Origin of the sequence: Streptomyces sp. NPDC007856 (assembly GCF_042868225.1) — a bacterium.
Taxonomy (GTDB): Bacteria; Actinomycetota; Actinomycetes; order Streptomycetales; family Streptomycetaceae; genus Streptomyces.
Genome location: NZ_JBIAEC010000037.1, coordinates 1 through 21,984, shown reverse-complemented (window position 1 = coordinate 21,984; position 21,984 = coordinate 1). Strand labels below are relative to the sequence as shown.

Below are 21,984 nucleotides of genomic sequence, written 5' to 3'. Positions count from 1 at the left end.
AAGCGGCCGGGGCACGATCGTTTTGAATGCGCGCGCCCCGGCCACCGTACAACCCTTGTGTTACTTCGAGATCTTCCGCTCGACCGCGGCCTTCACCAGGCCCGCGAACAGCGGGTGCGGACGCGTCGGCCGCGAGCGCAGCTCGGGGTGCGCCTGCGTGGCCACCAGGTAAGGGTGCACGTCGCGCGGGTACTCCACGTACTCCACGAGCTTGCCGTCCGGCGAGGTGCCGGAGAAGAGGATGCCGGCCTTCTTCTCCAGCTCCGCGCGGTAGGCGTTGTTGACCTCGTACCGGTGGCGGTGCCGCTCCTCGACGTACTCCTTGCCGTCGTACACCTCGCGAACGATCGAGCCATCGGCGAGCTTCGCCGGGTACATGCCGAGGCGCATCGTTCCGCCCATGTCGCCCTCGCCGGCCACGATGTCCAGCTGCTCGGCCATGGTGGAGATGACCGGGTGGCCGGTGGCCGGGTCGAACTCGGTGGAGTTGGCGTCCGGGATGTCGGCCAGGTTGCGCGCGGCCTCGATCACGATGCACTGCAGGCCCAGGCACAGGCCGAGCAGCGGGATCCTGTTCTCGCGGGCGTACTTGATCGCGCCGACCTTGCCGAGCACACCGCGGTCGCCGAAGCCGCCCGGGATGCAGATGCCGTCCACGTCGGACAGCTGGGCCTTGGCGCCGGCCGGGGTCTTGCAGTCGTCGGAGGTGACCCACTTGATCTTCACACGGGCGCGGTTGGCGAAGCCGCCGGCGCGCAGCGCCTCGGTGACCGACAGATAGGCGTCGGGCAGGTCGATGTACTTGCCGACCAGCGCGAGGGTGATCTCGTGGTCAGGGTTGTGGACGCGGTCCAGCAGGTCGTCCCAGGTCGTCCAGTCGACGTCACGGAACGGCAGGTCCAGCTTGCGCACGACGTAGGCGTCGAGGCCCTCGGAGTGCACGACCTTCGGGATGTCGTAGATCGAGCGGGCGTCGGGGCAGGCGACCACGGCGGCCTCGTCGACGTCGCACATCAGCGAGATCTTGCGCTTGATCGCGGTCGGCACCTCGCGGTCACAGCGCAGCACGATCGCGTCGGGCTGGATACCGATGTTGCGCAGGGCCGCGACGGAGTGCTGGGTGGGCTTGGTCTTCAGCTCGCCGGAGGGCCCGATGTAGGGCAGAAGAGAGATGTGAACCACGAAGACGTTGTCCCGGCCGACCTCGTGGCGGACCTGGCGGACGGTCTCCAGGAAGGGCAGCGACTCGATGTCACCGACGGTGCCGCCCACCTCGGTGATGACGACGTCCACCTCGTCGGTGGCCATGCGCCGGATGCGGTGCTTGATCTCGTTGGTGATGTGCGGGATGACCTGCACCGTGTCGCCCAGGTACTCGCCGCGCCGCTCCTTGGCGATCACCGTCGAGTACACCTGTCCTGTAGTGACATTGGCGGTGCCGTCCAGGTCACGGTCGAGGAAGCGCTCGTAGTGTCCGATGTCCAGGTCGGTCTCGGCTCCATCGTTGGTGACGAACACCTCACCGTGCTGGAAGGGGTTCATCGTGCCCGGGTCGACGTTCAGGTACGGGTCGAGCTTCTGCATCACGACGCGCAGGCCGCGGGCCTTGAGCAGCATGCCCAGGCTGGAGGCGGTCAGGCCCTTGCCGAGCGAGGAGGCGACGCCCCCGGTGACGAAGATGTGCTTGGTCGTCGTGGATTTGGGCGGCATGGCCAAGAGGGGGCTCCCGTGGTCGCTGTCTGTGATGCGGAGCGGCTTCCCGGCCGGAGATCTCGGGGGGCGCCGTCGCTGCGGTTCGGGGGACCCCTTCGTTCTCCTTCGGGGCCCACCGGTCCACGGGCTACCAGGGTATCAGCGCCTGACGCAGATGGCTTCCGGCCACGCTCCGCGCTCGTGCGGGTACGGGGCGGCCCGTCACGGGTGGCAGCACAGGCACGCACAGGTCACATGGTTATCACCCGCTGCTCACCCGTTCGGCCCACACAGGTTGCCGCGAGCGGCGCGCAGATCATCTACGTGCGTCGTATCCTGCTCGGACACTCTCTGCCGAGCCCGGCCGGAACGACGGCACACCCCCGCCTGCACCACCCGGAACAACGTGAGCGCGGCAGTTCGTTGAGCAAAGACTGTCGTGTTGCCCTAGGGATCGGCGGGCTGCTTTGCTTCACCGCTCAACGACGCATAACAACGACCCTTGACCGCACTAGCGACAGCCCCCGTGTGCGGGGGTGACGTGGCCGTTCGACTGGAGTTGCACGTGGCCGGGCGCATCGAAGACTACGCACTCATCGGAGACATGCAGACCGCAGCCCTGGTCTGCCGGGATGGCACGGTGGACTGGCTGTGCCTGCCCCGCTTCGACTCGCATGCCATCTTCGCCGGTCTGCTGGGCACCGAGGAGCACGGCTTCTGGCGGCTCGGCCCGGCCCACGCCGCCGACTGCCCGCCGCCCGCGGCCGCCCGGCGGAGCTACCGGGGCGACTCGCTGGTCCTGGAATCTGAGTGGGACACCCCGCGCGGCACGGTGCGCGTGACCGATTTCATGCCCCCGCGTGAGGGTGCGCCGCAGCTGATCCGGATCGTGGAGGGCGTCACCGGCCGGGTGCCGATGCGCTCCGCGCTGCGGATGCGGTTCTCCTACGGCCGGGTCATCCCCTGGGTGCACAAGCACGAGGGCCGTACGGTGGCGGTCGCCGGGCCGGACTCGGTGTGGTTCGACACGGAGGCCGAGACCTACGGAAAGTCGCTGACGACGTACGCCGACTTCACGGTCGCCCCGGGTGACCGGATCGCGTTCACCATCTCGTGGCAGCCCTCGCACAAGGAGCCGCCGCCGCTGCCGGAGCCGGAGGCCTCTCTGGAGGCGACGGAGGAGTTCTGGCGCGAGTGGGTCGAGCACTGCACGTACCACGGGCCGTACCGCGAGGCGGTGATCCGCTCCCTGATCACCCTGAAGGCCCTGACGTACGCCCCCACGGGCGGCATCGTCGCGGCCCCGACGACCTCGCTCCCCGAGGACATCGGCGGGGTCCGCAACTGGGACTACCGCTACACCTGGCTCCGCGACGCCGCGATCACCCTGTCCTCCCTGCTGCGCACCGGCTACCGCGAGGAGGCCCGCGCCTGGCGCGAGTGGCTGCTGCGCGCGGTCGCGGGTGACCCGGACAACCTGCAGATCATGTACGGCATCGCCGGCGAGCGCGAGCTGGGCGAGGCCGAGCTGGACTGGCTGCCCGGCTACGAGAACTCGGCCCCGGTCCGGGTGGGCAACGGCGCCGCGCACCAGCTCCAGCTGGACGTGTACGGCGAGGTCACCGAGGCCCTGCACCTGGCGCACATGACGGGCCTGGCCCGCAACGACTACGCCGCCCTGCTCCAGCTGAAGCTGATCCGCTATCTGGAGGACCACTGGCAGGAGCCGGACGAGGGGATCTGGGAGGTGCGCGGCCCCCGCCGGCACTTCGTGCACTCCAAGGTGATGGCCTGGGTCGCGGTGGACCGCACCATCAAGCTGATCGAGTCCGGGGACGCGGACGGCCCGCTGGAGCGCTGGAAGGAACTGCGCGACGACATCCACCGGGACGTCTGCGAGAAGGGCTACGACAAGGAGCGCAACACCTTCACGCAGTCCTACGGCTCCCAGGAGCTGGACGCCTCGCTGCTGCTGATCCCGCAGATGGGCTTCCTGCCACCGGACGACAAGCGGGTGATCGGCACGATCGAGGCGATCCAGCGCGAGCTGTCGACCCCGGACGGGTTCATCCTGCGGTACCCGACGGAAGGCGCCCACGCGGGCGTCGACGGCCTGCCGGGCGACGAGGGCGCCTTCCTGGCCTGCTCGTTCTGGATGGCGGACGACCTGGCGATGATCGGCCGCGTCGACGAGGCCCGCAAGCTGTTCGAGCGGCTCCTCGCCCTGCGCAACGACCTCGGTCTGCTGGCCGAGGAGTGGGACCCGCGGCTGCAACGCCAGGTGGGCAACTTCCCGCAGGCGTTCAGCCATGTGCCGTTGATCGACACGGCGCTGCGGCTGACGGCGTCCGGGGCGTACGGCGGCTGAGCAGCGCCTAGGCTGAACAGCAGCACCCTGTCCGGAAGGGGGCTGCCATGGCTTCCCGTTCCAAGGCGCACGCCGCCCTCGCCGCGCTGCGTGAGGATCTGGCCGGTGACGTCGTCGCCCCGGGGGACGCGGGCTACGACGACGCCCGTACGGTCTTCAACGCGGTGATCGACCGGCGCCCAGCAGTGATCGCCCAGTGCGCGAACGTGACCGATGTCGTCCGCGCCGTGCGCTTCGCGCGCGATCTGGATCTGCACATCGCCGTCCGTGGCGGCGGGCAGGGACTGGCGGGCGCCCGGGCCGACGGCGCGCTCGTCGTGGATCTGCGCCGGATGCACGAGGTGACCGTCGACCCGGCGGCCGAGGCGGTCCGGGTCGAGGGCGGGGCCACGACGGGCGACCTGGACCGGGCGACCCAGCCCTGCCGCCTCGCGGCCCCCGGCGCCCGGGCTCCGGACACCGGTGTCGGCGGCTTCGTGCTCGGCGGCGGCACCGGCTGGCTGGACCGCGCCTTCGGCCTCGCCGTCGACAACCTCATCGGCGTGGAGCTGGTGACCGCCGACGCCGAGCGGGTGCACGCCAACGCCGACGAGAACCCCGAACTGTTCTGGGGGCTGCACGGCGCCGGCGGCAACTTCGGCATCGCCACCGCGCTCACCCTGGAGCTGCACGAGATGCCGGAGTTCTCGGTGGCGCTGCTGCTGTGCCGGTCCGAGTGCGGCCCGGACGTGGTCCGCACCTTCCGCGAGATCATCCGCACCGGTCCGGACGAGGTGGGCGGCGCCGTGCTGTACCTGACCGGTCCGCCGGCGGAGTTCGGGCTGCTGTGCGCCGCCCTGCTGACATACGTGGGCGGCGAGGCCGGCCTGCGCAAGCTCGCCGAGCCGCTGCTGGCGCTGCCGCACGAGACGGAGGTGCTCGGCGCCCTGCCGTACGCGGATGTGCAGTGCCTGCTGGAGCCCCCCTGCGGCCTCCGGAACCACTGCTCGGCCGAGTGCCTGACGGACCTCCCCGACGAGCTGGTGGGCCTCTTCCGCGCCCGCGCGGACGGCATGCCCGGGTCGAACGGCAGCCGGCACATGCTCGTCCCGTTGGGCGGTGCCATCGCCGCCGGTCCCCGCGCCTACCCGGTGCCGTACCGGGACGCGTCCTGGCTGGTGCACCCCTTCGCCTGCTGGGCGGACCCGGCCGACGACGAGCGGGCGGCGGACTGGGTGCGGGAGGCGTGCGCCGAGATACGGCCCTGGAGCTCCGGTGCCGTCTGCCTCGACCTCGTCGGCGACGAGGGCACCGAGCGCGTCCGGGCGGGCCTGGGCGCCGGGAATCTGCTGCGGCTGGAGAAGATCAAGCGGCGCTGGGATCCCGACAACGTCTTCCGCTTCAACCACAACATCAAGCCCATCTGACAGAGAGCTGTCCCGAGGGCGTTTACGCAGGTAGCGTCCGCTGCATGGACAGCCGTACGGACAACCGATTCGACACCCAGGGCGCCGGGATCACCGTTCAGCGGGCGCTGGAACTGCCGGGGCTGCGCAGCGGGCTGCCGGAGATCCTGGCGGGTGCCGACCGGCTGGGTCGCACGGTGCGCTGGGTGCACGCGGGCGAGGTACCGAACATCGCCTCGCTGCTCAAGGGCGGCGAGCTGCTGCTCACCACCGGCTACGGCCTCGGCACCCGCCCGGCCGAGCAGCGGGCGTTCGTGCGCACGCTGGCCGAGCGCGGGATCGCCGCCCTGGTGGTGGAGCTGGGCCCGCGCTTCAGTCGGCTGCCCGCGGCCCTGGTGGACACCGCACGCGCCGCCGGGCTGCCGCTGGTCCAGCTGCACCGCGAGGTGCCGTTCGTGACGGTGACCGAGGAGATCCACACCGAGATCGTCAACGGCCACTACGCCCTGCTCCAGCGGGCCGAGGAGGTGCACCGGCGCTGCACGGAGGCGCTGCTGGGCGGCGGCGGGGTGCCGCAGGTGCTGGGCATCCTGGCGGACTTCAGCGGCAACCCGGTGTTCCTGGAGACGGCCGACGGCCGGCTGCTGTACGCGGCCGGGGAGGGGCCCGAGGGCGCGGACCCGCTGCAGGTGTGGGAGGGGCTGCGCGGCCCGCACAAGGACGCGCCGCCGCCCGCCGGTTCCGTGCTGGTGGACGTGCCCGGCGGCGGCCCCGGTACGGCGGGCTCGGTGCGCGCCCGCCTGGTCCTGCTGCCGGTCCGCGCACCGCTCGCCCCGGTGCACCGGATCGCCGCCGAGCGGGCCGCGGGGATCCTGGCCGTGGTGCTGATGCAGGCCCGGCAGGAGGAGGAGCTGGCGGCACGGGGGCGCGGTGACTTCCTCACCGATCTCGCCGAGGGCCGGATCACCGCGGAGGACGCCCCGGCGCAGGCCCGGGTCCTCGGCTTCAAGCCCGGCGACAGCCCGCTGCTGCCGGTGGTGATGCGGCTCGGGGACAGCCTCTCCCCCGGCGGTGGCTGGGCGGTGCTGGCGCGGGCGGTCTCCGAGGAGCTGGCCGCGGTGGGCGTGCCGGTGCTGCTGGGCGTACGGCCGGTGGAGGGCCGGGTGCTGGTGCTGCTGGGGCTGCGCTCGGAGTCGGAGCGTTCGGCGGTCGCCGACCGGGTGGCGGCGGCGCTCAGGGCGGGCGTGGAGCGGGCCGGGATGCGTCGGCCGGGCTCGCCGCCGCCGGTCGTGGTGGTCGGCGTGGCGGGCGGCTGGGCGGCCGCGTCGGCGGGGCTCAGGCATGCGGCGGAGACGGCGGCGGCGGCGCAGGGCCTCACGGACCGCCCCTGGTACGACGCCCGCCGCCTCGACATCGACCTGCTGCTGTGGCGGCTGCGCGACCATCCGGACCTCGCCGCGTTCGTGGACCGGGCGATCGGCCCGCTGCGCGACCACGACAACCGGTCCAGGCCCCCGCTGCTGCCGACCCTGCAGACCTATCTGGCGCACGCCGGGCGCAAGGCGGAAACGGCGCGCGAGCTGCACCTCAACCGGCAGACCCTGTACAACCGGCTCGCCCGCATCGGGGAGTTGCTGGGCACCGACCTCGACGACCCGCAGACGGTCCTGGCGTTGAGCCTGGCCCTGCGGGCGCGCCGGCACGTCTCCTGAGCGTGCACGGCCGAGGATGCCTCCTGCCACGGTGAGTTCCGGCCGGTCCGCGAGTCCGTTCCGGTGGCCGTCGTCGGGCGTCGTTCGGCGCCTTCACGCCGTCCTCGGGCGCCGCCAGCACCTGCACGGCGGGGCGGCCGACCACCTCCGCGGCGGAGAAGCCGACGAGTCGCTGAGCGGCCTGCGTCCAGCCGACCACCGTCCCGGTCCCGTCCACCACCGCGACGGCAGCGCCGATCAGCTGCCCGGCCGACCGCCCCGCTTCCCGCACGGCCGCTGGAGCCACCTGGTCATCCACGGGCATCGCGATCATCCCTTCGGGCGGGTGCTTCTCGGTCGGCAGGACCCGGCTCGCCGGTGTCGGCGAGGTGATCGAGCCACTCGGCCGGCAGCGCGCGCTCGGACTGCGTCAGGGCCGTGGTTCCGCTGTCGCGCAGGGCCTCGCGCAGCCCCGCGGCCCGGCTCACGACGCCCGTCGGCGCCTCGGGCCCGACGTCACCCGTCGTCGTGATCGTTCGCAGTACGTGTTCCAGGACGACTGCCGGCAGTTCGGGATCCCGCTCGGGCGGCGGGACCGAGATCAGTGACAGCACGAGTCCGACCCCGTTGGCGTGCATGAGCTGAGTCGCGCGCTCCACACTCATGCGAAGCCGGCCGGCGGCGGCCACCCGGGCGATGTTCCGGCGCAGTATCGCAATGGTCTCCAGCCCGCCGGAAAGTCCCCGCGGTGACGCCCCTCGCCGTACGTCAGTACGTAGCAGCCCGGCCGGGAAAGGCCGAATCCCACGTGCAGGTACCAGGACCGGCGCAGGTCGGCGATCGGGTCGTCGGTCTCTTCGAGGGTCTGCTTCTCGGTGAGGTACTGCTGGAACCCGTAGGCCGCGACCGCGTCGAGTCGCAGACCCACGGTCGCGCCGCCCCTAAGCGAGCGGCCGGGGCTGCGTCAACTCGTCGTAGACGCTGAGCACTTGGGCGACCGTCTCGTCCTCGGTCGGCCAGCCGGCGGCCTGCCGCACCCCGCGCTCCCGCAGCTCCTCCCGGCGCTCCGGGTCCGTGAGGAGGCGTACGACGGTGGACGCGAGCGCATCCGGGTCGCCGTAGGGGACGAGTTCGGCCGCGTCGCCGACGAGGTCGGGGATGCCGCCGACCCGGGTCGCGACGAGCGGCACGCGCGCGTAGAGGGCCTCCTGGGCGAGGACGGACCTCGACTCCCAACTGCTCGTCAGCAGCGCCAGATCGGCGGCGGTCAGCAGCTCGGGCACGTCCTCGCGGGCCCCGATGAGCCGCACCGGCAGCCCCTCGTCCTCGATCCGCCGCTGCAGCGCCGCCCGCAGCGGCCCCTCCCCGGCGATGACGACCAGCGGCACGGCGTCAAGGTCCCGCCAGGCGCGGGCCGCGTCGAGCAGGAGGTCGTAGCCGCGGCGCCGGTCGAGGGAGCCGACCGCGATGAGCAACGGGCGTCCGATGGCGCCGAGTTCGGCCCGGACCTTGGGGCGCAGCCGGTCGGGGTCGTCCAGCGCGACGGGCCGCCGCTGCCCCGGCAGGCCGACGGCGGCGAGCCGGGCGTCCCGCGCCCCCGTGTCCCGGGCCCGGTCCACCAGGTCGGAGCTGGTGCCGAGGACCACGGCCGCCGTGCGCACCACCCGCCGCTCCAGCAGCCGCAGCAGATGCGCCCGCGGCCCCTCCGCCTGGGCCCGGTTGTGCCAGGTGACCACCAGCGGGGTGCGCCGGCCGCTGAGCGCCAGGACGGCCCGGAAGGAGGCGTGCAGGCCGTGCGCGTGCACCAGGTCGGCGTTGACGCAGGCGGTCCGCAGCGCGGCCACCGAGACGGGATCGCTGCTGCGCGGCACGTGCACGTGCTCGGCACCGGCGCCGGTGAAGTCGTAGGCGCGGTCGGCCTCGACAGGGGCGCACACCGTGACCCGTACGCCCCTCGCGACGAGCCCCTCGGCCAGCGAGCGCACATGCGCGCTGCTGCCGGCATTGCCTCCGCCCAGCACCTGCACGGTGCGCAGCGGCGACTGGCCGCGCGGTGCGTTGCTGCTCAGGGGGCTCACGTGGCCGGGGCTCCTGGTTCGGCGTGGGCGGTCACGAGGAAACGTACAGAACGTAGCGGGCTCAGGGGGGCGGAAGGACATACCCCGCGCGCCTCCCGCGCGGACCGTGTGCCCTCAAGCATGCCAGGGGGAACGGCGGTTACGGGAAACCCAGAGGGCGCACCCGGCGGCGGGCCGGGGGCAATGCGCCGGAGCATGTCACCCACACGAGTGAGGAACACCGCCGCACGACCGAACGCCGTGCGACCGCGTCCGACAAGGTCAGAGGCTCACCGCGGCCACGCCCACGCACTCACCCGATCGCCGTGCACGGCGGCGGCGACGACCGCGACGGCGTGCGCGAGCAGTCCCGCGCGCCGGTTGCCCGCCACCGCGGCCGCCCCCAGCGCGGCGCCGAGCGCGTGCGCCCCCGTGTCCCCGATCATCACGCGCTCTGCGAGGTCGTCGGGCAGGACAGCAGCGGCGCCGCCCATCGCGACGGCCGACAGCTCGGCCCCGGGCCCCTTCCGCAGCAGCCCCGGCGCCCCGAGCGCGAGCACGGCACCGGCGGCCCGCCCCCGCCGTACGTCGACGAGGTTCACCAAGTGCGCGGTACCGGCGATCACGACCCCGGCGAGCACCTTGTCCAGCACCCGCTCCTTCAGCGCCGCCCCCGCGACCAGCCCGGCAGCCGAGATCCCGAACAACTTCACGGCCCCGCTGGTGACCTCGCCGTCCCGCAGCGCCCGCAGATGCGCCCGGAATCCCCGCCGGTCGTCCCCGGCGACATCGTCGTACGCCCCGCAGACCCCGGCGGCGAGCACGGCGAGCCCGGCCTCGGGACGCACCCGCGCGGCGGCGACGGCCGCGCCGAGCACCGCGGCGGGCCCGGCGTACAGCTCGACGGTGCGCCCGGCGTGGTTCTTCCGCTGCCAAAGCTCCCGCCCGCCCGGCGCGGCCACGCGCAGCACGGCCAGGCCGGCCCGGGTGAGCGCGGCGGACAGCAGGAGGGAGCGGGACGTGCGCTTGGCGATCATCCCGCCACCCTGGAACCCGAACCCGGCTACACGTCCGCCCTGGCCGTCGCGAGCAGTTCCTCCGCGTGGGCGCGGGCCGTCTCGGAGTCCTCCTGACCGGCCAGCATCCGGGAGAGTTCGCGGACGCGCTCCTCGCCCTCCAGGACCTTGACGCCGGAGCGGGTGACCGAGCCGTCGTTGGTCTTCTCGACCAGCAGCTGCCGGTCGGCGAAGGCGGCCACCTGGGGCAGGTGGGTGACCACCACGACCTGCGCGGTCTTGGCGAGCTTGGCCAGCCGGCGCCCGATCTCCACCGCGGCCTTGCCGCCGACACCCGCGTCGACCTCGTCGAAGAGGTACGTCGGCACGGGGTCGGTGCCCGCGAAGACGACCTCCACGGCGAGCATCACGCGGGACAGCTCACCGCCGGACGCGCCCTTGGCGATGGGGCGCGGCGGGGCGCCCGGGTGCGGGGCGAGCAGCAGCTCGACCTCGTCCACGCCCGACGGCCCGTACCCGACCGTGCGCCCCCCGACCTCGACACCCTCCGGGTCCTCGGTCTGCCGGATGTCGAAGGACACGCGCGCGTGCGGCATCGCCAGCGAGGCCAGCTCGGCCGTCACGGCGGCGGCGAACCGCTCGGCGGCCTCCGTCCGCGCGTCCGTCAACGCCTGTGCCAGGCCACCCAGTTCGACACGGAGCGCGTCCCGCTCGGCGGTCAGCTCCTCGATCCGCTCGTCGTCGCCGTCCAGCTCGGTCAGGCGTGCGGCACTCCGCTCGGCCCAGGCCAGGACGGCGTTCACGTCGTCGCCGTACTTGCGGGTCAGTGCGGTCAGCGCGGCCCGCCGCTCCTCCACGGCCGCCAGCCGGAGCGGATCGGCGTCCAGGTCGTCGGCGTACCCCGCCAGCTCACCGGCCACGTCACCGAGCAGGATGCCGATCTCCCCGATCCGGTCGGCGAGGGACGCCAGCGCCGGGTCGTGGGACCTGACGGCCTCCAGCGCGCGATGGGCGCCCGCGACGAGCGTGGAGGCGTCGATCCCCTCGGGGTCCTCGGGATTGCCCGCGAGAGCGGCGTGCGCGGCCGTCGCGGCGGACGACAGCGCCTCCGCGTGCCCCAGCCGCTCGGCCTCCTCGGCGAGCTCGACGTCCTCTCCTGCACGCGGCTCGACGGCGGCGATCTCCTCCAGCCCGTACCGCAGCATGTCGGCTTCCTGCGCCCGCTCACGCGCGCGCGTGGTGATCTCCTCCAGCTCGGCGGAGACGGCCCGCAGCCGCCGGTAGGCCTCGGTGTACTTGGCGAGCGGTACGGCGACCGCGTCCCCGGCGTACCGGTCGAGCGCCTGCCGCTGCCGGGACAGCTTCAGCAGCCCCTGCTGGTCGGTCTGCCCGTGCACGGCCACCAGGTCGTCGGCCAGCTCGGCGAGCAGCCCGACCGGCACCGAACGCCCGCCCAGATGGGCCCGGGAGCGCCCCTCGGCGGAAACGGTACGGCTGATCAGCAGGGACCCGTCGTCCAGCTCGGCCCCGGCCTCCTCGGCGCGCACGACGGCGGAGGCGTCCGCGGAAACGGTGACCCGCCCCTCCACGACCGCCTTCTCGGCCCCGATCCGCACGAGCGCCGGGTCCGCCCGCCCACCGAGCAGCAGCCCCAGGCTGGTGACCACCATGGTCTTGCCCGCACCCGTCTCACCGGTGACGGCGGTGAACCCCGGCGACAGCTCGACGACGGCATCGTCGATGACCCCGAGCGACCGTATCCGCATCTCCTCCAACACGGAACAGACCATACGAGGTCTGGGGCGCGGAGTGCACACAGGCCGCCCTTCTCACTCCGCCGAGTGGTGCGGCGCGCCCCGCCATCCGGTCGTCGGCAACGCAAACTTCGCAACCAGCCGATCCGTGAACGAAGAGTGATGCAACCGAGCGAGCCGTACCGGCACCGCCCCCCGCCGCACCTCCACCCGTGCCCCCGGCGGCAACTCGACGGTCCGCCGCCCGTCGCACCACAGAACCCCCGGAGGGATGTGCGGCAGGACCTCCACCGCGAGCACCGAATCCGGCGAGGTCACCAGCGGCTTGGCGAACAGCGCGTGCGCGCTGATCGGCACCATCAGCAGCGCCTCCACCTCGGGCCACACCACAGGCCCGCCGGCGGAGAAGGCATAGGCGGTGGACCCGGTCGGGGTGGACAGCACAACTCCGTCGCACCCGAACCCCGTCACCGGCCGTCCGTCGATCTCCAGCACGACTTCCAGCAGCTTCTCCGCGCCGGCCTTCTGCACGGCCGCCTCGTTCAGCGCCCAGTCCGTGTGCACGATGTCCCCGTTGCGGTGCACGACGACGTCGACGGTCATCCGCTCCTCGACCTCGTAGGACCGTGCCACCACCCGGTCGACCACCCGATCGAGGTCGTCGCGCTCGGCCTCCGCGAGGAACCCCACCCGTCCGAGGTTGACGCCGAGCATCGGCACCCCGGACGCCCGGGCGAACTCGGCCCCGCGCAGCAGCGTGCCGTCACCGCCGAGCACGATCAGCAGCTCGCACCCGTCGAGGCACTGCGGAGTCGCCTCCTTGACCAGTTGCACCTGATCCGGGAGCGGCAGGTCGCACGCCTCCTCCTCCAGCACCCGCACCCCGATGCCATGCCGCAGCAGGCCCTTGACGACGAGTTCCGCACTGCGGATCGCCGCGGGCCGCCCGGTGTGGGCGAGCAGGAAAACAGTACGCGCCAGGTTCTGTGTCAACGCGGCCCCTCCGCCACTGCACGGTCTACGTCGGCCGGGTCCACCTCGGGTGCCCCCGACCGCAGCCAGAGAAAGTACTCGACGTTCCCCGAGGGGCCGGGCAGCGGACTGGCGGTGACTCCCTGCACCCCGAGCCCCAGCTCCCAGGCCTTCTCGGCCACTGCCCGCACGGCCTCCGCCCGCAGTTGCGGACTCCGTACGACACCCCCGCTGCCGAGCCGCTCCTTGCCCACCTCGAACTGCGGCTTGACCATCATCACCAGGTCGGCGTCCGGCTTCACGCACCGCTTCAGGGCCGGCAGCACCAGTCCGAGCGGGATGAAGGACAGATCACCCACGACAAGATCCACAGGTTCCCCATCGATCGCCTCGAGCGTCAACTCGCGTACGTTCGTACGGTCCTTGACGGTGACGCGTTCATCGTTCTGGAGAGACCAGGCGAGCTGTCCGTATCCGACGTCCACGGCGACCACCTGCGCGGCACCCGCGCGCAGCAGGACGTCGGTGAAGCCGCCGGTGGACGCGCCGGCGTCCAGCGCGCGCCGGCCCTCGACCACGAGCCCCTGCGGTACGAAGGCCTCCAGCGCGCCCGCGAGCTTGTGCCCACCGCGGGAGACGTAGTCGGGGTCGCTGTCGTCGGACTGGACGACGATCGCGGCGGCCGTCTCCACCTGGGTGGCCGGCTTGGTCGCCACGGCCTTGCCGACGGTGACCCGCCCGGCGGCGATCAGCTGGCTGGCGTGCTCACGCGAGCGCGCGAGCTTCCGGCGGACCAGCTCCGCGTCCAGACGGCGGCGTGCGACTCCTGCCACGTTCGGTTCAGCTCCTGCTCTGGTGGTACGGCGGTGAGGGCGCCGGAGGTCCCGGCCGGGCGTCGAGCGCGGTGAGCGCGTCGCGCAGCCCCCGATGTACATCCTCGTACACCTCGACGTGCCCGTCGGTGGCGAGGTGGTCGGCGTCACCCAGCCGCTCCAGTTGGGCGTCGACCTCGGCGTTGCCGGTGGGGGTGCGCGGGACGTTCAGGGGGGCGGGCGCGGCAGGGTCGTACGCGTCCGGTGCCTCCACCGCCACCTGCACCGAATCCCGCTGGATCTCCGTCTCCGGAACCGAGTCGCTCATGCCCCGACGCTACCCCGAACCGCTGGGGTACCGTCTGGGGCGATGGCCACGATCGAGGAGTGCCGCGCCGCACTGGGAAAGCTTTCGGACAACATGCAGGGCGCCGAGGGCGATGCCCGGGCGGCCGCCGCCCTGGACCGCTCGGTGAGCTGTCACATCACCGACCTGGACGTCACCTTCGCCGGCCGGATGACCGGCGGGCGGATCGAGGTGGACGAGACGCACTCCGGCCCGCCGCGGGAGAAGGCCCAGATCAGGCTCGCCATGGCCGGGGACGACCTGGTGGCTCTCGTGGACGGCCGGCTGAACTTCGCGACCGCCTGGGGCAAGGGCCGGGTGCGGCTGGAGGCGAGCCTGCTGGATCTGTTCCGGCTCAGGAAGCTGCTGTGAGTCAGGAGGCTGCCGCGACCCGTGCCTTTCGGGCTGCCGGTACCACCAGAGGCGTCCCCGTCTCCGGGTCGTCGATGACCTGACACCGCAGCCCGAACACCTGCTCCACCAGCTCGGCGGTGACGATGTCGCCCGGGGAACCCTCGGCGATCACCTCGCCGCCGCGCAGGGCGATGAGGTGCGTGGCGTAGCGGGCGGCGTGGTTGAGGTCGTGCAGGACGGCGACCAGGGTGCGGCCCTGGGTCTCGTGCAGCTCCGCGCACAGGTCGAGGACGTCGATCTGGTGCTGGATGTCGAGGTAGGTGGTCGGCTCGTCCAGGAGCAGCAGCGGGGTCTGCTGGGCCAGCGCCATGGCGATCCACACCCGCTGGCGCTGCCCGCCGGACAGCTCGTCGACGTACCGGTCGGCCAGCTCGGCGACCCCGGTCTGCCGCATGGACTCCTGTACGACCCGCTCGTCCTGAGCCGACCACTGGCGCAGCAGGCCCTGGTGCGGGTAGCGGCCCCGGCCGACGAGGTCGGCGACCGTGATGCCGTCGGGCGCGATGGACGACTGCGGCAGCAGACCGAGGGTCCGGGCGACCTTCTTGGCGGGCATCGACTGGATGACCTGCCCGTCGAGCAGCACCCGGCCCTGGCTCGGCCTGAGCATCCTCGACAGCGCCCGCAGCAGCGTCGACTTGCCGCACGCGTTCGGGCCGACGATCACCGTGAAGGAGTTGTCCGGGATCTCCACGGACAGCTGCTCGGCGATGACGCGCTGGTCGTAGGCGAGGGTGACGTTCTCGGCGGACAGGCGGTTCACAGTGCTCCTCGTCGTGTTCGTGTCCGTGCCGCTCATATCCGGCCCACTCTGCGCTCGGTGACCAGCAGCCACAGCAGATAGGCGCCACCGAGGACGCCGGTGACCACTCCCACGGGCAACTGGTCGGCGCCGAAGGCGCGCTGCGCGGCCCAGTCGGCGGCGACCAGCAGCGCGGCGCCCAAGCAGAGGGAGGGCACCAGGTTCGGGCCGGGCGAGCGGGTCAGGCGCCGGGCCAGCTGCGGCGCGGTGAGCGCGACGAAGCTGACGGGTCCGGCGGCGGCCGTGGCGGCCGCGGTGAGCAGTACGGCGGAGACCATCAGCACCAGCCGGACCCGCTGCACGCGCACGCCGAGGGCGTTCGCGACATCGTCGCCCATCTCCATCATCCTCAGGCCGCGCGCGTTGACGAGGACCAGCGGGACCAGGACGGCGCACAGCGCGAGCAGCGGCCAGACCTGGTCCCAGTCCCGGCCGCCCAGCGAGCCGGTCATCCACACCACCGCACGGGCCGCGTCGACCAGGTCGGCCTTGGTGAGCAGATAGCCGTTGACCGCGGTGGCGATCGCGGACACACCGATGCCGACCAGGACCAGCCGGTATCCGTGCACGCCCTGCTTCCAGGCGAGCAGATGGATGGCGAGTCCGGTCACCAGGCCGCCGATCAGCGCGCCGACGGTGACCTGCGTGGTGCTGCCGGACAGCAGCACGATGACGACCAATGCGCCGGCCGTCGAGCCCTGGGAGAGGCCCAGCACGTCCGGGCTGCCGAGCGGGTTGCGGGAGACGGACTGGAACAGCGCGCCGCCGAGCCCCAGCGAGGCGCCGACCAGCAGGCCGACGAGGACGCGCGGCAGCCGCAGTTCGTCGACGATGAAGTCCTGGTACGCGTTGCCGTTCCCGGCGAGGGTCCGAAGCACGTCGGCCGCCGGGATCTCGGCGTCGCCCGTGCCGATCAGCGCGACGCCCGCCGCACAGGCGGCGGCCAGCAGCAGGACGACGACGAGCAGGGCCCGCGGGTCCAGGCGCAGGGAGAGCCCGCCTGGAGTGCGGACGGCCCGGTTCATGGATCGGGTCTTCACAGCTGGGCCGTCCTCCGCCGTCGTACGAGAAAGATGAAGACCGGGCCGCCGATGATCGCGGTGACGATGCCGACCTGGAGTTCCGAGGGACGGGCCACGACCCGGCCGACGACATCGGCGCCGAGCAGCAGCACGGGCGACAGGACCGTGGCGTACGGCAGGATCCAGCGCAGATCGGGGCCGGTGAAGGAGCGCACGACGTGCGGCACCATCAGGCCGACGAACACGATCGGGCCGCAGGCGGCGGTCGCGGCGCCGCACAGGACGGTGGCGGCCAGCATGGCCAGGGCGCGGGTGCGGCCCAGGTCGGCGCCGAGGGCGCGGGCGGTGTCGTCGCCCATCGCCACGGCGTTCAGCGGCCGGGCCAGGGCGAGCGCGAGGACCATGCCGGCCGCGAGGAACGGCAGCACCTGCAGGATGGTCGAGTCGGTGGCCGAGGCCAGCGAACCCACGGTCCAGAAGCGCATCCTTGCGAGCGCCGCGTCGTCCAGGATCATCGTGGCCTGGAGATAGCCGTACAGGGCGGCGCTGATCGCCGTGCCGGCGAGCGCGAGCCGCACCGGGGTCGCGCCCCGGCTGCCGCCGAGGAACCACACCAGCGCGCCGACCGCCGCCGCCCCGAGGAAGGCGAACCACACATAGCCGGTGAGGCCGGTGACGCCGAAACAGGTGATGGCCGTGACCACGGCGGCCGAAGCGCCCGCGTTGATTCCGAGCAGCCCCGGGTCGGCCAGCGGATTGCGGGTGAGCGCCTGCAGCACCGCGCCCGCGAGACCGAGCGCGGCACCGGCGAGCAGCCCCAGGACCGTGCGCGCGATCCGCTCGTCCACGACGACGTCGCCGTACGTCCCCGTGTCGTGGAACAGGCCGTGCCAGGCCTGGTCCAGTGCCAGCGATTTCGCCCCGATCGCGATGCTCGCCAGGGCGACGAGCACCAGGATCGCGGCGGAGAGCAGGAGCCCAAGAGCCCTTGCCGCCCGGGGGGTTGGGGGCGCGGGGGCGGTCTCCGCGCGCTGTTCCGGAGGACTGTCGACCAACACAAGGTTAGGTTAGCCTACCCTCGCTACCGACCTCGATCCCCGGGTGCGGATACATCACGGTCCGCCCGGACCCCTCTCACAGCCCGAGCCGAGCCAGCGCCTTCCCCCCGTCCAGCTCGCAGGAGCCGTCGCCTCCCGCCGTCCAGGCCGCCGCGCACAGCGCCCGCAGCCCGTCCAGCGACCCCCCGTCGCCCTCCAGCTCCAGCCGGTCCGCCCCGGCCGTCGCCGTCCAGCCACCGCACCGGAAGCCCTCCGCCGACGCGCTGACCTCCGGCTGCCCGGTGAGCAGCCCGCGCAGATCGGCGTCCACATACGTCGGCCGGTGCCGCGGCGGCGCGGCGAGCAGCCGGGCGCCGTCGGTGACGCCGGTCAGCACCAGCAGCGAGTCCACCCCGCCGTTGATCGCGCCCTCGATGTCCGTGTCCAGCCGGTCCCCGACCACCAGCGGGCGCTTCGCGCCGGTCCGGATGATCGTCTCCCGGTGCATCGGCGGCAGCGGCTTGCCCGCCACCTGCGGCTCCTTGCCCGTCGCGATCCGGACGACCTCCACAGCCGCCCCGTTGCCCGGCGCGATGCCCCGCCCGCTGGGAATCGTCAGGTCCGTGTTGGACGCGAACCACGGCACCCCGCGCGCGACCGCGTACGACGCCTCCGCGAACCGGCCCCAGGTCAGATCGGGGCCGCCGTACCCCTGCACGACCGCCGCCGGATCGTCGTCCGCCGACTCCACGGGCACAAGGCCCCGCTCGCGCAGCGCCACCCGCAGCCCCTCGCCGCCGATCACCAGTACCCGCGCCCCGGCCGGCACCTGCTCGCTGATCAGCCGCGCGACCGCCTGCGCGGAGGTGATGACGTCGTCGGCGCCCGTCGGTATCCCGAGCTCCGTCAGATGCTCGGCCACCGCGTCCGGGGTCCGCAGCGCGTTGTTGGTGACGTACGCCAGATGCATCCCGCCGGAGCGCGCCACCGCCAGCGAGTCCACCGCGTGCCGGATCGCGCTCCCGCCCGCGTACACCACCCCGTCCAGATCGAGCAGCGCCGTGTCGTACGCCTCGCTCAGGGGCTGCCCACTGCCCTCCGGGCTCGTCCTGACCGCCTGGCTCATTCCACATCGCTCCTCGTTCGACCGTCTTTCCCCCGATCATCCCGCACGCCACTGACACACGTACGATGCCGGGATGAACACTGCAGGTCACTCGGAAGCAACGGCGCGCCAGGGCCTGGAACTCACCCCGTTCCGCGGCCTTCGCTACGACCCCGACCGGGTCGGCAGCCTCGCCTCCGTCACCTCCCCGCCGTACGACGTCGTCGTACGCCCCGATGGGGTGCATCACCTCCAGTCCGCGGACCCGTACAACATCGTCCGGCTGATCCTGCCCCAGGCCGGCACCCCGAGCGCCCGCACCGAGCAGGCGGCCGACACCCTGCGCCGCTGGCTGGACGAGGGCGTCCTCACCGCGGACCCCGAGCCCGGCCTGTACGTCTACGAGCAGCGGGACGAGAGCGGCATGCTCCAGCGCGGTGTCATCGGCGCGCTGCGGGTCTCGGAGCCGGCCGAGGGCGTGGTGCTGCCGCACGAGGACGTCATGCCGCCCGTGGTCGCCGACCGCGCGGCCCTGATGCGGGCCACGCGCGCGAACCTGGAGCCGCTGCTGTTGACCTACCGCGGCGACGGTACGGCGGCCGAGGTCGTCGAGCGCACGGCGGAGAAGCCCCCGCTGCTCGCCACGACCACCGAGGACGGCTACCGCCACCGCCTCTGGTCCGTCACCGACCCCGCCGACGTGGCCCGCATCCAGTCCGACCTCGCCCACCAGCAGGCCCTGATCGCCGACGGCCACCACCGCTGGGCCACCTATCTGCGGCTGCGCGCCGAGCACCCCTCCCCCAGCCCCTGGGACCACGGACTGGTCCTGCTCGTCGACACCGCCCGCTACCCGTTGCGCGTCCGCGCCATCCACCGCCTGCTGCACCGCCTGCCGGTCGCGGACGCGCTCGCGGCGGTGCAGGGCCTGTTCCGGGTGCAGCACCTGGACGTGCCGCTCCCCGAGGCCCTGGAGGCCCTGGCGGACGCGTCCTGCGCGGGCAACGCCTTCCTGCTGGCCGGCGACGGGGCCTTCCACCTCCTCGACCGCCCGGACCCGGACCTGCTGGCCCGGACGATCCCGGCCGACCGCCCGCCGGCCTGGCGCTCCCTGGACGCCACGGTCCTGCACGCCGCGCTCCTCGACCATGTCTGGCACATCCCCGAGGACTCCCCGGCCCACATCGCCTACATCCACGACACGGCCGCGACGGTCGCCAAGGCGGAACACGACGGCGGTACGGCCGTCCTGATGCACCCGGTCCGCGAGGAGGTCGTCCGTGAGCTGGCCCGCCAGGGTGTGACGATGCCCCGCAAGTCGACGTCGTTCGGCCCGAAGCCGGCGTCCGGGCTGGTGCTGCGGGCGCTGGAGATCTGAGCGCTTCCGCGTCCGGGAACACGAAGGGGGCAGGTTCCACCAGGAACCTGCCCCCTTCAGTGACTGCCGTTTCTCGTGACTGCCGTCAGTCCTCGTCGCCGTCCTTCTGCGACGGCTTCTCCGGCTCGCCCTCGCTCTCGCCCTCGCTCTCGCTCTCGCTCTCGTCCAGAGCGTCGACGAACTCCACTCCGTCCAGCTCGGCAAGCCGGTCGGAGGCGTCCGTGCTGCCGTCCCGGTCGGCCTCCACGGCCTTCGCGAACCACTCGCGCGCCTCGCCTTCCCGGCCGGCGGCCAGGAGGGCGTCGGCGTAGGCGTACCGCAGGCGGGCGGTCCACGGCTGGATCGAATTGGAGGCGAGCTCCGGGCTCTGCAGGGTCACGATGGCCGCGTCCAGCTGGCCCATGTCACGCCGGGCGCCGGCCGCGACGAGCCGCATCTCGACCTGACCGGCCTTGTCCAGCTTGTGCACCTCCGGGGCACCGGCCATGTCCAGCGCCTTCTCCGGCCGTCCGAGCCCGCGCTCGCAGTCGGCCATCACCGGCCACAGGTCCACGGTGCCGGTCATCCGCCGCGCGGCCCGGAACTCGGCGAGGGCCTCGCCGTACTTCTGGTTGGCGTACGCCGCGAACCCGGCGGCCTCGCGTACGGCGGCCACACGGGACGCCAGCCGCAGGGCCACCCTGGAGTAGGCGTAGGCGCCCTCGGGGTCCTCGTCGATGAGCCGGGCGACCATCACCAGGTTCTTGGCGACGTCGTCCGCGAGCGTCTTGGGCAGGCTCTGGAGCTCCTGCCGCACGTCCTTGTCGATCTCGTCACCGGTGACGTCCTCCGGGATCGGCAGCCGCTTGATCGGCTCACGGTCCCGGTCGCGGTCACGCTCGTCGCGGAAGCGGCCGCCGCCCCGGCGGTCATCACGCCGGTCGTCACGCCCCCGGAAGCCACCGGGTCGCCCACCACGGTCGTCCCGACGGGGCCCACGGCCACCGCGGTCGTCCCGGCCGCGGAATCCACCGCGCTCACCGCGCTCGCCCCGGTCGTCGCGCCGGAAGCCACGGTCGCCGCGGGTGTCTTCGCGCCGGCCGTAGCCGCCGCGGTCGTCGTCACGGCGGAAGGAGGGGCGGTCGCCACCGCGGTCGTCGTCACGGCGGAAGGAGGGGCGGTCGCCACCGCGGTCGTCGCGACGGAACCCGCGGTCGTCACGGCGGTCGTCCCGACGCGGCCCACGGTCACGGTCGTCCCGCTGGAACGCCGGACGCGAACCCCGGTCACCCTCACGACGATCGTCCCTACGGCCATAGCCGCCACGGTCGTCACGCCGGAACCCACCCCGGTCGTCCCGCCGCTCATCACGACGATCGTCACGGCGGTCGTCACGCCTGTCATCACGACGATCGTCACGCCTGTCATCACGGCGGTCGTCACGACGGAAACCACCACGGTCACCCCGGTGGTCATCGCGCCGACCACCGTAGCCGCCACGGTCGTCGTCACGGCGGAAGGAGGGGCGGTCGCCACCGCGGTCGTCGCGACGGAACCCGCGGTCGTCACGGCGGTCGTCCCGACGCGGCCCACGGTCACGGTCGTCCCGCTGGAACGCCGGACGCGAACCCCGGTCACCCTCACGACGATCGTCCCTACGGCCATAGCCGCCACGGTCGTCACGCCGGAACCCACCCCGGTCGTCCCGCCGCTCATCACGACGATCGTCACGGCGGTCGTCACGCCTGTCATCACGACGATCGTCACGCCTGTCATCACGGCGGTCGTCACGACGGAAACCACCACGGTCACCCCGGTGGTCATCGCGCCGACCACCGTAGCCGCCACGGTCATTGTCGCGGCGGAAGCCGCCACGGTCGCCCCGGTAGCCGCCGCGGTCACCACGGTCACCACTGTCCCGTCGCCGCTGGTCGCGCTCCGGTCGATCGTCGGGAGAGTTGGTGGACATGATGACTCCTGTCTTCGGTACCGCAAGCATTGTAAAAACGAAAGGACCCCTGGTCCCAGCTGAACGCTGGGACCAGGGGTCCTTCCAAAGATTGTTCGGCGGCGTCCTACTCTCCCACAGGGTCCCCCCTGCAGTACCATCGGCGCTGTGAGGCTTAGCTTCCGGGTTCGGAATGTAACCGGGCG

20 protein-coding genes, 1 rRNA gene and 1 pseudogene are annotated in these 21,984 nt (G+C 72.8%); 5 read left to right on the top strand and 17 right to left on the bottom strand.

Translation table 11 applies throughout. The features are described 5' to 3' along the window. Nucleotides 1-60 precede the first annotated feature (60 nt). Nucleotides 61-1,710 (bottom strand): CTP synthase, encoded by a 1,650-nt coding sequence (locus tag ACFYOH_RS41875; protein ID WP_388636819.1) that lies wholly within the window; start codon nucleotides 1,708-1,710, stop codon nucleotides 61-63. A 547-nt stretch (nucleotides 1,711-2,257) separates the two neighbouring features. Between ACFYOH_RS41875 and ACFYOH_RS41870 the strand changes: the two genes are divergently transcribed. From ACFYOH_RS41870 to ACFYOH_RS41860, 3 genes are read left to right on the top strand one after another with little or no spacing between them, the layout of a single operon-like run. Then, nucleotides 2,258-4,060 carry a glycoside hydrolase family 15 protein gene (locus ACFYOH_RS41870; protein ID WP_388636863.1) on the top strand — a complete coding sequence of 601 codons (1,803 nt, stop codon included), beginning with the start codon at nucleotides 2,258-2,260 and terminating at the stop codon, nucleotides 4,058-4,060. Between the two features lie 47 nt (nucleotides 4,061-4,107). After that, nucleotides 4,108-5,466, top strand: coding sequence for an FAD-binding oxidoreductase (locus tag ACFYOH_RS41865; protein ID WP_388636816.1), 1,359 nt, complete (start codon nucleotides 4,108-4,110; stop codon nucleotides 5,464-5,466). A gap of 44 nt (nucleotides 5,467-5,510) precedes the next feature. Beyond that, nucleotides 5,511-7,157, top strand: coding sequence for a PucR family transcriptional regulator (locus ACFYOH_RS41860; protein ID WP_388636813.1), 1,647 nt, complete (start codon nucleotides 5,511-5,513; stop codon nucleotides 7,155-7,157). 61 nt (nucleotides 7,158-7,218) lie between these two features. Here ACFYOH_RS41860 and ACFYOH_RS41855 read toward each other — a convergent pair. The 9 genes and pseudogenes from ACFYOH_RS41855 to ACFYOH_RS41815 all read right to left on the bottom strand — a co-directional run. Next, a pseudogene (locus ACFYOH_RS41855) lies at nucleotides 7,219-7,461 on the bottom strand (PAS domain-containing protein); the annotation flags it as partial. Further along, entirely contained in the window at nucleotides 7,448-7,774 is a 327-nt protein-coding gene (locus tag ACFYOH_RS41850; protein WP_388636809.1) for a hypothetical protein, read from the bottom strand. The pseudogene ACFYOH_RS41855 and the gene ACFYOH_RS41850, both read right to left, overlap by 14 nt. 23 nt (nucleotides 7,775-7,797) lie before the next feature. Beyond that, entirely contained in the window at nucleotides 7,798-8,064 is a 267-nt protein-coding gene (locus ACFYOH_RS41845; protein ID WP_388636806.1) for a hypothetical protein, read from the bottom strand. Nucleotides 8,065-8,077: 13 nt separating this feature from the next. Continuing rightward, the gene (locus ACFYOH_RS41840; RefSeq protein WP_388636803.1) at nucleotides 8,078-9,214 is read right to left on the bottom strand and encodes a glycosyltransferase family 4 protein; all 1,137 of its coding nucleotides are present in this window, start codon (nucleotides 9,212-9,214) and stop codon (nucleotides 8,078-8,080) included. Between the two features lie 269 nt (nucleotides 9,215-9,483). Next, nucleotides 9,484-10,230 carry a hypothetical protein gene (locus tag ACFYOH_RS41835; protein ID WP_388636800.1) on the bottom strand — a complete coding sequence of 249 codons (747 nt, stop codon included), beginning with the start codon at nucleotides 10,228-10,230 and terminating at the stop codon, nucleotides 9,484-9,486. A 26-nt stretch (nucleotides 10,231-10,256) separates the two neighbouring features. Next, nucleotides 10,257-11,999: a DNA repair protein RecN gene (gene recN, locus ACFYOH_RS41830; RefSeq protein ID WP_388636797.1), complete on the bottom strand. Its 1,743-nt coding sequence runs from the start codon at nucleotides 11,997-11,999 to the stop codon at nucleotides 10,257-10,259. A 39-nt stretch (nucleotides 12,000-12,038) separates the two neighbouring features. Next, nucleotides 12,039-12,956: an NAD kinase gene (locus ACFYOH_RS41825; RefSeq protein ID WP_388636794.1), complete on the bottom strand. Its 918-nt coding sequence runs from the start codon at nucleotides 12,954-12,956 to the stop codon at nucleotides 12,039-12,041. Continuing rightward, nucleotides 12,953-13,768 (bottom strand): TlyA family RNA methyltransferase, encoded by an 816-nt coding sequence (locus tag ACFYOH_RS41820; RefSeq protein ID WP_388636791.1) that lies wholly within the window; start codon nucleotides 13,766-13,768, stop codon nucleotides 12,953-12,955. The genes ACFYOH_RS41825 and ACFYOH_RS41820 overlap by 4 nt, the downstream gene beginning before the upstream one ends. Nucleotides 13,769-13,775: 7 nt before the next feature. Next, nucleotides 13,776-14,075 (bottom strand): hypothetical protein, encoded by a 300-nt coding sequence (locus ACFYOH_RS41815; protein ID WP_388636788.1) that lies wholly within the window; start codon nucleotides 14,073-14,075, stop codon nucleotides 13,776-13,778. Nucleotides 14,076-14,117: 42 nt separating this feature from the next. Here ACFYOH_RS41815 and ACFYOH_RS41810 point away from each other — a divergent pair, with 42 nt between their 5' ends. Then, complete coding sequence (locus ACFYOH_RS41810; RefSeq protein ID WP_388636785.1) at nucleotides 14,118-14,465, top strand: SCP2 sterol-binding domain-containing protein; 348 nt, start codon at nucleotides 14,118-14,120, stop codon at nucleotides 14,463-14,465. Nucleotide 14,466: 1 nt separating this feature from the next. On the opposite strand, the gene ACFYOH_RS41805 is transcribed toward ACFYOH_RS41810, so the two are convergent. The 4 genes from ACFYOH_RS41805 to ACFYOH_RS41790 form a co-directional block, all read right to left on the bottom strand. Continuing rightward, nucleotides 14,467-15,306, bottom strand: coding sequence for an ABC transporter ATP-binding protein (locus ACFYOH_RS41805; RefSeq protein WP_388636782.1), 840 nt, complete (start codon nucleotides 15,304-15,306; stop codon nucleotides 14,467-14,469). Next, entirely contained in the window at nucleotides 15,303-16,334 is a 1,032-nt protein-coding gene (locus tag ACFYOH_RS41800; RefSeq protein ID WP_388636860.1) for a FecCD family ABC transporter permease, read from the bottom strand. Before ACFYOH_RS41800 ends, ACFYOH_RS41805 begins: the two co-directional genes overlap by 4 nt. Nucleotides 16,335-16,345: 11 nt before the next feature. After that, entirely contained in the window at nucleotides 16,346-17,389 is a 1,044-nt protein-coding gene (locus ACFYOH_RS41795; protein ID WP_388636779.1) for a FecCD family ABC transporter permease, read from the bottom strand. A 76-nt stretch (nucleotides 17,390-17,465) separates the two neighbouring features. Next, a complete protein-coding gene (locus tag ACFYOH_RS41790; RefSeq protein ID WP_388636777.1) occupies nucleotides 17,466-18,494 on the bottom strand; it encodes an HAD-IIA family hydrolase in 1,029 nt (342 codons plus the stop codon). A gap of 73 nt (nucleotides 18,495-18,567) precedes the next feature. On the opposite strand from ACFYOH_RS41790, the gene ACFYOH_RS41785 reads away from it, so the two are divergent. Then, nucleotides 18,568-19,851 carry a DUF1015 domain-containing protein gene (locus tag ACFYOH_RS41785; RefSeq protein ID WP_388636774.1) on the top strand — a complete coding sequence of 428 codons (1,284 nt, stop codon included), beginning with the start codon at nucleotides 18,568-18,570 and terminating at the stop codon, nucleotides 19,849-19,851. 85 nt (nucleotides 19,852-19,936) lie between these two features. Here the strand turns inward: ACFYOH_RS41785 and ACFYOH_RS41780 are convergent, their stop codons facing one another. From ACFYOH_RS41780 to rrf, 3 genes are all read right to left on the bottom strand, one after another. After that, nucleotides 19,937-20,692: a hypothetical protein gene (locus ACFYOH_RS41780; protein WP_388636857.1), complete on the bottom strand. Its 756-nt coding sequence runs from the start codon at nucleotides 20,690-20,692 to the stop codon at nucleotides 19,937-19,939. After that, the gene (locus ACFYOH_RS41775) at nucleotides 20,584-21,735 is read right to left on the bottom strand and encodes a hypothetical protein (protein ID WP_388636854.1); all 1,152 of its coding nucleotides are present in this window, start codon (nucleotides 21,733-21,735) and stop codon (nucleotides 20,584-20,586) included. The genes ACFYOH_RS41780 and ACFYOH_RS41775 overlap by 109 nt, the downstream gene beginning before the upstream one ends. A gap of 157 nt (nucleotides 21,736-21,892) precedes the next feature. Beyond that, a 5S ribosomal RNA gene (gene rrf / locus ACFYOH_RS41770) occupies nucleotides 21,893-21,984 on the bottom strand; the annotation flags it as partial.